Genomic DNA, 13508 nt, shown 5'->3' with positions numbered 1-13508 from the left:
GCGGCGGTCCCCCGGAATTCAGCGTGGCATGGACAGCAAGATCGCGGCTCCGCTCCGGCCTGCAGTACGAAGAGCCAGGAACGGTACATGATTGCACGTCCCGGGATGCGCACCAGGCTACCTCCGTCCAGCCTGAACGGCACCCCGGATTTCTGATTCGCCCTCCGCCAGACAAGGTGATGCTGGCAATGAAGTGAGGGCACCACATTCATGCGGAAAAGAGTTGGAACAGATCTCTAGCAACACTGCAACGAACAATCAGTCGACACCAGCCAGACGCAGCCTGATCGACAGATTTAAGCGCATGAATCGGCTGTTTGCAATCACCGTCATCGTTCCGACTATCATTGCGATCGTCTACTACGGCCTGATCGCCTCCGATGTATATGTCTCGGAGTCGCGCTTTATTGTAAGAAGCGCATCTCGCCAAAGCTCCAGCGGCGTCATGGGTGCCTTGCTGCAAGGGGCTGCTTTTTCCCGAACGCCGGATGATGCTTACTCCGTCATCGACTATATCCAGTCGCGTGATGCACTTCACGAGCTCAATGCCAACAACAGCATTGCGACCGCCTACTCTGCACAGGGCGACATCTTCAGCAGATTCCACGCAAGCCTCGACGGCAGCTTCGAATCGCTGTGGAGATACTATGGCAAGCACATTGTGACGGCGAATCTGGATTCCGCGTCCGGCATCGCGACCCTGCAGGTGCGCGCCTATACCGCCAATGAGGCCGCCGGCATCAATGAGAAGCTGCTGGAGATAAGCGAGCGCTTGATCAACGAGATGAACAAGCGCGCCGCGGACGACACGGTGCGATTTGCCCAACGCCAGGTCGACGAAGCCGCGGAACGAGCCAAGGCAGCCGCAGTCAGCCTGGCGGCATATCGAAACGGGAACGCGGTTTTCGACCCTGAAAAACAGTCAGCCCTGCAACTTCAGCAAATCACGAAGCTGCAAACGGAACTGTTCAGTGCCCAGACCCAACTCGTGCAACTGCAGTCAATCGCACCGAAGAACCCCCAGATTCCGGTACTGACGCAAAACGTTGCCATGCTGCAGAAGCAGATACATGATGCCACCGGAGATGTCACCGGCAACAAGAGCTCGTTGTCGGCAAAAAATGTCGCCTATACGAAGCTGCAACTGGATTCGGAAGTTGCCAATAAGCAGCTTGCCTCGACCATCTCCGCACTGGAAAATGCACGCGGCGAGGCGGAGCGAAAGCAGCTTTACTTGGCTCGATTGGTTCAACCCAACACCCCCGATGTCGCAACCGAGCCCAAACGACTCCAATCGATATTCGAAGCAATCGCGCTCGGAGTGATTGCATGGGGTATTTTGAGCCTGTTGCTCGCGGGGATACGCGAACACCATGATTAATCTGTTGCGACACCATAATCTTGGCAAGCTGCTAAAATAACGAGCCATTTCAGCACGATGACGCAGGCAATTCGGAGGCCTGCGCCATCCCCCGAGAAGATCAGCGGAGAGGCAACTCGTGGCTTGCGGAAGCGGTAGTGCACAAGCTTTATTTACAGAGTGGTCGATTGCTTCTTTCCGGCAATCAGTCTTTCGGCATCCATAATTCGAAATCGCCTCCTCGCCGGCGGCGATGCAGTATGTACGCTCCCGCCGAGCTTACTCGATGACTTGCCCACACGGCCGAGAAGGTATTTCCGGAGTGAAACTCCGGTCGTCGCGCTTCGGGGAAATATCGCGCGACGATCGGAGCTTCACTCCAGCCACCACATCGGCTCGGCAGATGGCAGGCAGGAAGTTCACGATTTTTATTTCGGCAATTACCTTCAAGAAGGTTCAAAACCATGCAGCCCACTGAAATCGCTCACTTCAAGAACCGAATCCGACAGGTAGTTGCGAAGCAAGCCGACCGAATCCTGCACGCCAAACTCGAGAAGGCGGTCAGCCCGACGCATGTGCATGCCGGCGGCCCGGCCTCGATCGCACCCGATATCGAGCGCATCAAGCAGATCGCCATCGAGTTGCGTGGCGCCGTTCATGCGTCAGGCGGCGCACACCATCACGCCACGCTCGAGCCGCATCCGCTGTCGCCGTTGCCCAGTGTATCCATTCCCGCCCGGTTTGACCTGGCCTACCCGGCACTGCCCACCTTTCCGAGTTTCGTCGACTTCTTCGACGAAAGCGACGAACGCTTCCTTCACCGGCTGTTCACCCATCTCCTGCACCGGGAGCCCGACGAAGCTGGCCTCGAGCATCTGCTCGAACAACTCCAGTCGGGCGACTCCCAACTCGAAGTCCTTCTTCACATCTGGGCATCGCGAGAACGAAAACTACTCGGCACGCAACTCGCGGGAATACGGCGCGCAAAACGACTTCTGTTTCTCTCGAATCTTCCGGTAATCGGCCCCCGAATCAAAAGCAAGCTCGGGCGATCGATTTCGGGCAAAAAACCGATCCAGTTTTCCGCGACGACGCTCCAGCAGTATGAAGACGAGGGGTTCGTCCGCTCCGCCTATCGCGTCATCTTGAAGCGTGAGCCAGACACCCAAGGTCTCCGCGACTACCTGAATCAGCTCCGGTCCGGTATCTCGAAGGTCAAGATCATTCAGGATATGCGCGCCAGCCGCGAAGGACATGAAGCCGCGACCGTCCTCCACGATATCGCCTACCCGAGCATGGTAGAAACGCTGGAGGTCATCCCCGTGATCCGGTGGATCGCTTTCCCGTTCATCGTTCACTATCGTACGTATCGCGTCGCGAAATTGGCCAAGCTGGCCAATAGCGCCCTCATCGCCCATGCCAATGCACGCGCCACAGCCGCGGACTCCGCCTTTCAGCGGATCCTGATTGCCATCGGGGAACGCGATCAAGTCTCCAATATCCAGGCCTGCATTACGCGTGACGCGATCACTTCCCTGCAGGGCAGCATCGATGCCACATCCAGGATGATTGCGGAATCGGCCAAGCGTTCGCCGTGGATCGCATACGACGAACGAATCCGCAAGCTCGAGAAGAAAATACAACCCGATCACGATCTTCACGCGCGGCTCGCCAAACTCGAGGACGTTGCATCGCGCTCGGACGACATCCACCGCGTCGTCTTCAGCACTCTCGAAGACAGCAGGAAGACGAGCAAAGCATTCGCCCTCGAGCTGAAAAGCGAAATCGATCTGCTCCGCCAGGACGTGTTCGACACCACCCGCGTCGTTTCCGCGGCGGTCGACGAAACCCCGTCGACCGCACACGGCACGTCCGGTGCGACCTCACGCATGCAATCCGCACGTCCGGACAGGCTTGGCTTGCCCGAAGGTGACTTCGACAGTACGTCGGCGACGCACGACCGGACACTCGCAACCTTGCTGGATTTCATCGCGGAGAACAACGGCGTTCGCGATTCCGAGATCGAAATGCTGCAACAGTCGGTCGACGTGCTCCGGTCGAACGTCGACCACATCGTCAAGGAACGCAAACGCTCTGCGGAACAACCTCAGTGGATCGTGTACGACGAGCGCCTCCGTGCGCTCGAAAACAAGATCGGTCGCATCGAGCAACGCGTACATCGAACGAACCACTTCCGCGAATCGAGCAACTCCACCGAGCAGGCCCAACTGCTTGCCATCGCAAGACAACTGGATTCGTTCAAGCAGTCGTTGGACGACACGCTGACGAAAATCTCAGTAGCGGCCGACTCGCGAAGCGGATCGGGCCAGACGAAAGCGACGGTCGGTCACGCCGATGACGAGGCGACTCGACAGGTTCTTCGCGACACGCCACCCGAGGTACTCGGGAAAATCGAAAAAATCCGGTTTCCGCAACAGAATTCTCGCCAATTCGCCGGGCATGAAACCCCGATTTCCCAATCGGATCGCTCGACGAGCCAGCGCGATCTGTCAACCGAATATCAGATAGCTGCCGTGCTGAGCGACGAGCTTCATCAGACGCGGAATAAACTGACCGACCTTTTTGAGGAAATGAGGGCCTCCCGGTCGGGAGATCTCGACAGCGACCAGCTGGCTCGGCTCGACTCCATCAAGAACGGGTATTTCCAATCGCTATATCACGACTTCGAAACGAAGTTCCGGGGAGCGCGCTCGTTGATCAGTTCGCGTCAGAAGCTCTACCTTCCGTGGATCGAAGCATCCATCGCCAACACGAAAACCAAGCGCATCCTCGACCTCGGCTGCGGACGCGGCGAGTGGCTATCCCTGTTGCGCGCCGAAAATCATGATGTCATAGGCGTCGACGTATCACCCAATACGAACAACGCGAATCTGAAAACCGTGCAATCCGATGCAATCGCCTACCTCATGGATTGCGCGAACGCTTCCTGCTCGGTGATCACCTCGTTTCACATGATCGAGCACATGGCACCTGCGTCCCAGCTCGAGTTGCTCAAGGAGGCGATGCGAGTCCTCGAGCCAGGCGGCATGCTGATTCTGGAAACGCCGAACCCGGAAAACATGATTGTCGGCGCCTCCAATTTCTATCTCGATCCGACGCACAAGCGCCCCATTCCGCCACAGTTGCTTCAGCTCCTGTTCGAGGAAAACGGATTCGTTGACGTCCAGAGCGTGAGACTCCATCCCAACACGGAATTGCACACGCAGTTGTCGCCCGTCTCAAATCAACTTGCGAACCTGCTGGCAGGCCCGCAAGACTACGCAGTCATCGGCAAAAAAGCCAAAAAACAGGCATAAACGATCATGAATATTCTGATTTGCAACGAGCGGCTTCTGTTTCGCTTCGGCGTCGATCGACTACTCCTGATTCTCGCTGAGAATTTTCGCAAGCAGGGGCACCACGTCACCGTGATTGCGAACAACTTCAATGAATCAGTGGTAAAAAATGCCGCCGATCAAATCTATCGCATTCCGGATGGCGCTGAAGCCTACATCCAGCTCGACACTTTTACGTCAAAGTGGATCGACAGGGCATGGGACGAACTGTTCTGGAAATCGAAACCCGACGTCGCAATTATCGGCGGCTGGCCATTTTTCTCCACGATTCCGGTTCTCGAAAAGCACAACTGCCGAACCTTGTTCATCGACTGCGGGTCCGTCCCGCTCGATGGATTCGAGGGTCACGCGCGCGAGATTCAGCTTTACCTGAAGGAATTGCGCAAGAAACACCTGCCCAGCCTGAGCAAGATTTCGCCGATCAGCCAGTTCATTGCGACATCGCAATCCGTAGTCGACGCTCCCTCGGTGTCATCCGAAACGATCCTGCTCGGCGCGGACCACATGGCAGACGCGATCTGGGACGACGCGGCCCAGAATTCCGGATCGCTCGCGTCGCCGATCCTCGACGCGTCGAAAGGGAAGAAACTGAACATCATCAACTTGGGCCGCTGGGAACCCGGCTGCTACAAGAATTCCGAATGCGTATTCGACATCTCTGCCGAGCTTTCGCAACGGAACATCGACCACAACATCTTCGTACTGGCCGATCCTCAGCAGTTTGAATGCCCCGCGTCCGCACGAGATCACGTGCACCCGGTCGGCTTCCCGAGCGATCTGCAATTGCAGGATCTGATGCGCGCCTGCGACGTCGGAATTTCTGTCTCGACCTGGGAAGGATTCAATCTGCCGCTCGCCGAGATGCAATGGCTGAACAAACCGACACTAGTTTTCAATGTCGCCGCGCACCCCGAGGTCGTTGTTCACCCGTGGTACCTGTGTACGAACACCACCGAGATGGTGGACAAGCTCGCTTATCTGCGCGATTCCACCGATGTCGTTGCCGCCGATCACTGGCCGGAGCGGACGTTGTTTCATCGGGATTTCCGCTGGCAGCGTGTCATCGGGCAATACGTCGACCTCATCCGTGATCTCGGTCACGCCCGCAGGAAGGTCCTGATCGACGTGAGCAACGCTGCGATCGACCCGGCCAATTCCGGCGTCATTCGTGTCACCCGACGACTGAGTCGCGAGTTGCAACATTTTGTGGATCCTGTCTTCGTTATGTGGGATCCAAGCATCAAGCAGTATGTGTTCCCGACCGAGCATGAATACAAGCAGTTGTCGCAATACAATGGCCCGATCGCCGGGAGTGCCTTGCCGCGCTCTCCAGCGGGCAAACGCAAGCCGCTGAGCGACCATTCGGATCTGTATCGCGGCAACAATACGTGGCTCCTTCTGACTGAAACCATATTCGAGAAGAATGGCATCAACATTCGGAAGTTCTGCAAGCAGAACGGCATCCGGACGGCGGCCATCTTCTATGATGCGATCCCCGTGCTACGGCCCGACTACGTCAAGGACTCCGCCATTCGCGAGAACCACGCGGACTACATGCGAGGGATCTCGGATTGTGACGTGGTCATTCCTATTTCCCAATTCTCGGGCGACTGCCTCGATATATTCTGGAAAGAGAACGATCTCGCCGGGCCGCAGGTTTGTGTCAACACCCTGCCCGGCGAATTCGGCGGCATATCCCGGGTTGTCACGTCTGCCAACTCGTCGTCTGACGGGCCGACGCGCATTCTCTGCGTATCAACGCTGGAACCCAGAAAGGGGCACCGGAAGATACTTTCGGCCTTGCGAATGCTGGCGAAGGACCATCCCGATTTCGACTGGGAAATCACGTTCATCGGCAATCGATATGCGGGGGCCCAGGACATTGCTGACGAGATGACGGCATTCTGCCAATCTGAGCCCCGTGCGAAATGGCTCGGAATCGTCGACGACGACACGCTGTGCAAGGCCTACTCCGATTCGACGCTGACGATCTACGCGTCGGAAATCGAAGGTTTCGGCATGCCCATCATGGAAAGCCTGTGGCACGGCAAGCCCTGCATTTGCCACTCGGATGGCGTGATGCGTGAACTCGCCAGCGACGGCGGCTGCCTGACGGCGGATATGACGACACCCAGCTGCATCGCGGACGCCCTATTCAAGGCGGGTAGCGACCGGGCACTGATGCGGCGCCTGACCGAACAGGCCGGCAAGCGTGCCATCAAGAACTGGCAGGAATACACGTCCGGTTTTCTCGAGATACTCGATGAATCGATCCGCACCGAGCGCGAAGACGCCGCCGACATCGGCGTGCAGGCGGCCATCGGTGAATCGCTGTCGCTCATCCGTGACTATGGCATCAGCACGGCGTCGCGCATCTTCCTGAACGCGCTGTTCAAACGCGTCTCGCTTGGCAGCACGCTCATCGTCACCGACAAGCAGGTCGACACGCTGATACAGGTGCCCGACGGACGCGCAGTATTCGCGTTCAACCCTGACGACAAAGCGCACGACGTCCGTCCAGGTGACGACAATGTCATCCGGATCAGTGGGCCGATCGATATCTCGCTTCCACTCGTGCTTGAAGAGCTCGATGTCCGGGGACCATATCCGGATTCGTTGCTGGTCGTGTCCGACGATGAGCGCCTTGTCGCACAAGCCCTCGACATCGTCCATACATACACCGCGAAGCAACCGCTCGCCGTTTATCTCGAGACGAACTTGCAGGACATGGCGAAGTTGCAACAGCACGATGTCTTTCAGAACGATCGTATGTCCGTCATCTCCAACGACCGCCAAAAGCCGGAACCGACAGGCAATATCGTGACGCTCGGTGATGGTGATTCAAGAAAACACGTTGTTTTCTCGATCATGGACACCCAACAATCCGCTCATTGAATTGCGATGAAGATACTTATCTGCTCAAACGTCTATCCGCCGAAATTCATCGGCGGTGCCGAGCTGATCGCGCATCAGCAAGCGGTCATGTTGAAACGCGCCGGACATGAAGTCGAAGTGTTTTGCGGGGACATTCGTGAGGGCTACCCTCGACATAGCTTGCGCACGGACGAACTGGATGGAATCCCGGTCCACCGCAACCGACTGACCGGTGAAGATTTCCAGATCAACCTGCTCAGTTTCAACCATCCTGAAGTCGAGGACAATTTTCGCGCGGTCATCGAGCGGTTCAAGCCCGATGTCGTGCACGGGCATAATCTGATCGGACTGTCGACGCGAATTCTCCGGATCGCCAAGGACGCCGGTGCGTTCTGCGTCGTCACGCTCCATGATCATTGGGGATATTGCCTCAAGAATACGGCCATGCTTGAGGATGGGCAGCTTTGTGACGACTTCACGGCCTGCACCCGATGCCACGGCCCGCTGGACGACGGCCGCGGCAGAAACATACCGATCCGGCTTCGCCAGGGTCATTTCCGGATCTTGTTCGACAGCGTCGACGCCTTCATCTCGCCTTCGGTCCATTTGGCGAAATCCTACTTGAAGGCCGGCTTCCCGGCGGAGAAGATGCACGTCAACTGGAATGGCGTCGATTTCCAACGCTTTTCCAATATCGACAGGCGTGCGGCACCTGCCGTACGCTTTACCTTTGTCGGTTACTTCGGCAAGCACAAGGGTGCCGCCACACTGCTGAAAGCGCTCGCGATCGTCAAGAACCATGTCAATGTTCACGTCAATCTGATTGGCGAAGGCGAGCAGCATGAGGAGTACGAGCGCTTGGTTGCCAGCAGCGGCAGCAAGGATCTCGTGACGTTCTGGGGGAAAATCCCGAACGAGCAGATGACGTCCGTTTATGAAAATACCGACGTGCTGGTCCTTCCGTCCATCTGGCCGGAAAATCAGCCGGTCTCGATCACGGAAGCCATGTGCTCGGGAATACCGGTCATTGCATCGCGAATCGGCGGCATGCCCGAGCTGGTCAGGCATGGCGTCACCGGATTGACCTTCGAGCCCGGCAACGCAAGCGACCTCGCCCATTGCATGGAAGAAATGGCGCGCTCTCCCGAACTGCGCACCCTGCTTGGCGTCAATGCGCAGCAAGCCATGCGGTTCAACGCCTTTGAGATGCAGGTTTCGCGCCTCGTTCATATCTACAGGCTTTCGATCGATCATTCCCGAAATCCCGGCCCGGCCGCGCGGATTCTGTGCATCGGAGACAGATTCGACCAGTCGTTTGCCACGATCGTCGAAGCCACCCATGAATGTCTCGCCGAGGAAATCCGCCCCGTCTTCACGCACCATGAATGGGTCACGCCAGCGCAACTCCGGGAGTTCTCCTTGATCTGGATCACCGAGAGCAATGGCGATCTGAGCAGCCTGATACGCCAGAACCTGGACATCGGGGTGCCGGTAGTCCTTCCCCACGCAAAACTCAGGAGCCTGCCTGCGGAACACGGGCTCCCGGTGTGGTTTGCTTACGAAGACGCCGCGGAAGCACTGGCATGCATTATCGAATTTTCGCGAGATCACGCCGGTCGCCATGCGTCGCATACCGAATCGATCAGTTGAGCATCACGTGTACCTCGGTCGGTTGCAAACACCTCGGGATCGGCTTGCCGCTCATTTGCCGCAAGATCTGACGTGACGGGCGGATACACGACTCGTCAATCGCGGCATCGAGATGGGCTCCATCTCGATGCCGCTCAACTGTGACCGGAAATGGCGTACCCCGCACAAGGTTGTCTCCCCACTATCGCGAATTCATGAAAATTGCCTTCTGCGTCGATGCCATTACCCCGCCCCTCACCGGCATCGGTCGTTATACGTATGAGTTGGCCAATCATTACCAGGCAGCTACATCGAATTTTGCGGAGTTGAAATTTTTTCTCCAGAATCGCTGGATCGAAAACCCCAACGCGCTGATGAGCAATCTCGTTCAGCCCCGACACCGAAAGGGCTTGCTTGCTCAGACAACACGCAAATTCCGGCGCTGGCGACTGTACCGTCAGGCCAGACAGTTCCTGTTTCACTCACCCAATTACTTTCTCCCGGATCTGGCCGACTCCGGAATCTCGACCATTCACGATTTGTCGGTATTCAAGTATCCCGAGGCGCATCCCCGCGAACGACTCGTCGATTTCGAAAACCGGTTTGAATCGACGCTCGACAGAGCACAACACCTGGTTACCGACTCCGAAGCCACACGAAAGGAAATCATCGATTACTTCGGCTGGCCGGAACATCGCGTTACATCGATTCCGCTCGGCGTGGCGGCCGATTTCCACCCTCGCGGCGAGAGCGATCTGCAACGCTACCTGAGCTCGATCGGACTTGGGTTCGGGTCATATTCGCTGTGCGTATCGACGCTGGAGCCGCGCAAGCGAATCGATTACCTGCTCGATGCCTATTCCAATCTCCCTGACGATGTACGACGGCACTACCCGCTGGTGCTGGCAGGCAGCAAAGGCTGGCTGAGTGGCGCGCTCCATTCCCGCATCGAGACCTACCAGCGCGACGGATGGCTCCGCTATCTCGGGTTTGTTCCGGAGCCGGAGCTCCCGCTCCTTTACGCCGGCGCGCGCGCCTTCCTGTACCCGTCGATTTACGAGGGATTCGGGCTCCCTGTCCTCGAAGCGCTTGCCAGCGGCATCCCGACTTTGACGTCGAATCGCTCGTCCCTCCCCGAGGTGGCCGGCGGCGCGGCCTGGCTTGTGGACCCCGACGACACCGAAGCGATGAAGCAAGGCATCGCGAAGATCGTCCTTGACGACGACTGGCGGCGTACCGCAGCGTCTGCAGGTTTGGTCGTGGCCGGCCGCTTCACCTGGAAGCGTTGCGCGGAACGGACTATCGAACTCTATCGGCAAATCTCCCCGGCGTAGTCGCTGGCGCCGTCACGATGAGACGCTATCGCGGCACCCGGCCAGAGTGCAGGACGACGCTGCATCAATGCGCAGTCCATTTCGCCCCGTCACACACCGCCGGCACGGTCGTTGTCCCACCGCCCGTCAACGGCTTCGCGTATTGCGGAGACGTTGCATCGGTCACCATGTAAGTCGATCCAATCGATGACTTGCTGCATGCGGGCAGGGTTGCGACCATTGCCTGCGGCATCACCGCGGGTCGCGCGTCGGCCCCAGCCACCTGGATCCAGTGCGCCCCATCATAAACAAGCACGAGCACCGCGTTGCGACTCGCCTGGAATTTGCCGCCGTTGCCTACAAACAGGGAATTGCGGCTTTCACCCGAATAGACCGTCACGGCATCGCGAAATATCAATGTGATCGCCCTTCCCGCCCAACCGCCGCCGAGATACCGCAATCCGGCGCTTCCCTTCACCGCAAATACCTCGCCGTTTGACGGAAGCGTCAGAAATTCGTTCGATATCAGTTCAGGAATTTTTAGCTCTCCGGAGGAAAGCGACTCACCCTGCTTGTCCGTCAGATTGAGATTATCCGGCCCGATACTGATATTGGATGTCGAGACAAGCGCCGATATACCGACACCGTTGTTCGCCAATGTATTTCTATCGAACAGAACAATCGATTCCGGGCGCCGAATCGCCAACAGTGTTTTCGCATTAAAAAATTCCGCCCCATACGCCTTCACGTTACCGCTTTCCACATAAATATGCGTCGAATTGCGGTTGAAGTGCATACCGGACAAATCAACGATTTGACTGCGATTCAGATTGACCCGTACTCCAACAGCCTGACTCCAGGCGACGTTGCCAATCCCTGAAAATCCGTTTAGATTTCCATCAAACCGCCACCCCTCGGAATCAACATACTGCCCAGTGTTATCCGCAACATTGTTTACTGTCCCAACCGTACTGACATTCGCGAAGCGGAATGACGTTTTATAACCGTATGCGAAATTATTGGCAAGAACAGGCCCGTCAACCGTATCGTGTAAATTATAGGCAATACCCGACCGCTGATTTCGCGATGGACTTCCCGACGATGCAATCGTTGCGAAAGGCCACATGTGGCAGTTGGTAATCCGGGCAACATCGTAAACGCGAGTGAGCTCGATGCCATTGTTATTATCGCCATACAACGCATTAATCAGTGGCCGCTGGTAGCCCGCATCGTATACGGCTCGCTCGAACCCGAGAATCGTCACGCGGTCCACCGCGGCGTCATCGCCGCCGATCGTGATTGCCGTCCCTGCGTACGACTTGCTGTCGGGCGCAGGAAACGTCATTCCCGCGCGAAAGAGCTGCATCGCCCGGATACTCGCTCCGGAAGACAAGACAACCGTCGCCGCGGGACTCACATTCAACACACCGCAACTCGAGTTTCCGTATTCCGCAATCGAATTGCTGCCGTTGGTTCCTGGCGTGGTGCAATCACCCTCGAGTGAAACACCGGGCGGGACAACCAGCTTTCGCCCGATCAGGTATTTGCCGGTTATCTTGACGCGGCCCCCACCGGTCAGGCCACGCATCTTGTCCTCGATACAGGCAGTCGAATCCTTGTTTCCGGTCGGATCGCAGACGGCGTCTTCGCGGCCGCCGTGCTTTCGATCGGTACCCGCCACCGTCTCTCGACTGGGCACATCAACTGCCTGCGCGTCCGCAGTCTTTGTCGCGAAAGCACACAGGCCAACCATCACGGCCACAACCGATCCAGCATGTTTCATGGGCAGTCCAGCACGCATGTCCGAGAATCCAGCGAATATCGGCATCCGTCCCGGTGACATGCCTCATATGGCCTCCGCGTGCGCTCGCCGAACACAGCCATAGACTACCGAAGAGATGCATCGTTCGCCGGTTGGCGTCGCTCGTGGAAGCAGTCGCAGACAATCGGAATAGTCGCGTGCTGGTTCATGCCCGCGCCTTGTCAATCGCGTGATCCGTCAGCGGATGGATCGCGCGACCGGCATGCGACACAGGCCGCAACTCGACGCCTGCCCTACCGGCATCGATCAGGAGCGAGAGTCGGAGATCAGGTCCTGTATGACTTTCCGGGCAAAGCGGATCGAGGAATCGACGAGAAGTTCATCGCGCTCCAACGAACGATAGATCTGATAGGCATTTTTCGCAAAGCGATGGATATCCATGTATCTCTCCGCCTCGCTATTGCTTGCTCGCTTGTAAGTGCGAAAACTGAATGCGCCCTGTACTCCAAGATAACGCGCGATTTCCGGGTATACCGGGCAACCATGCTGATCGTCGAAGATATCGTCGATCGCGCCTTCGATCGGCGTGCCAGGCTCAAGGCCAACTGTTTTGGCTGCGTGAAGCGCAAACTCGCCAAGAATGGCGACGTTCGGGTGGTTCGGCGTATGCATGAATGCGCCTCGTGCAATCCAGTCGTCCCAGCGTGAGCGCGCGAACTCTTCGAGCTGATAGGGACGCAACATCTCAAAGAATACTTCCTTGGCTGCATTGAAGTGATGAAAATAACCGAGGCGGTCAAACATCAATGCATTGGCAATATTTGCCGCTTGCGTATCGGGCAAACCAAGGGTATAGGCGGCCGCAATGATTCTGGAGTGGTAGACCTCGATCGGAGAATTCAGCGGTGCTCCACGATGCGGGATGATGATCATGTCGGGATGGAAACCGCTGAACACCAGCGGCGGAATAATCACGACATTCTTCGCAATTCTCTGCAGCGCATCTTTCGAAAACTCTTCCATTCCGTGATCCGGAAGGATTTGTGAAATGATGAGATCCGAGCCTTCCAGACGACTGACAATGTCGCTTCTATTCGCCGTTGGCTGTACGTGATAACTGGATACTTCTATTTCGGGAAATTGCTTTCGCAAATATGCAGCCATTCCCACGACTTGACAGATGCCTACGAGAGAAATTTTCATGATTCGCCTGT

General features: G+C 57.1%; 7 protein-coding genes. 5 read left to right on the top strand and 2 right to left on the bottom strand.

The annotated features are described in order from the left end of the window. Positions 1–223: 223 nt before the first annotated feature. The 5 genes from CUJ89_RS03910 (at position 224) to CUJ89_RS03890 (ending at position 10553) form a co-directional block, all read left to right on the top strand. Complete coding sequence (locus tag CUJ89_RS03910; protein WP_415859034.1) at positions 224–1381, top strand: hypothetical protein; 1158 nt, start codon at positions 224–226, stop codon at positions 1379–1381. A gap of 443 nt (positions 1382–1824) precedes the next feature. Next, positions 1825–4677: a DUF4214 domain-containing protein gene (locus CUJ89_RS03905; RefSeq protein ID WP_114176211.1), complete on the top strand. Its 2853-nt coding sequence runs from the start codon at positions 1825–1827 to the stop codon at positions 4675–4677. A gap of 6 nt (positions 4678–4683) precedes the next feature. Next, positions 4684–7611, top strand: a complete 2928-nt coding sequence (locus tag CUJ89_RS03900) for a glycosyltransferase family 4 protein (protein ID WP_114176210.1) — start codon at positions 4684–4686, stop codon at positions 7609–7611. Between the two features lie 6 nt (positions 7612–7617). After that, complete coding sequence (locus CUJ89_RS03895; protein ID WP_114176209.1) at positions 7618–9240, top strand: glycosyltransferase family 4 protein; 1623 nt, start codon at positions 7618–7620, stop codon at positions 9238–9240. Between the two features lie 194 nt (positions 9241–9434). Continuing rightward, positions 9435–10553 (top strand): glycosyltransferase family 4 protein, encoded by a 1119-nt coding sequence (locus CUJ89_RS03890; RefSeq protein WP_114176208.1) that lies wholly within the window; start codon positions 9435–9437, stop codon positions 10551–10553. A gap of 64 nt (positions 10554–10617) precedes the next feature. Here the strand turns inward: CUJ89_RS03890 and CUJ89_RS37605 are convergent, their stop codons facing one another. Both CUJ89_RS37605 and CUJ89_RS03880 read right to left on the bottom strand, forming a co-directional pair. Beyond that, the gene (locus CUJ89_RS37605; RefSeq protein ID WP_152036585.1) at positions 10618–12333 is read right to left on the bottom strand and encodes a hypothetical protein; all 1716 of its coding nucleotides are present in this window, start codon (positions 12331–12333) and stop codon (positions 10618–10620) included. 267 nt (positions 12334–12600) lie between these two features. Beyond that, positions 12601–13497, bottom strand: coding sequence for a WcbI family polysaccharide biosynthesis putative acetyltransferase (locus CUJ89_RS03880; RefSeq protein WP_152036584.1), 897 nt, complete (start codon positions 13495–13497; stop codon positions 12601–12603). Positions 13498–13508: the final 11 nt, after the last annotated feature.

The sequence above is a fragment of the Burkholderia pyrrocinia genome (genome assembly GCF_003330765.1).
In the GTDB taxonomy this organism is placed as follows: Bacteria; Pseudomonadota; Gammaproteobacteria; order Burkholderiales; family Burkholderiaceae; genus Burkholderia; species Burkholderia pyrrocinia_B.
Note: the sequence above shows the minus strand (reverse complement) of the source record. Positions and strands in the feature narration are given on the sequence as shown.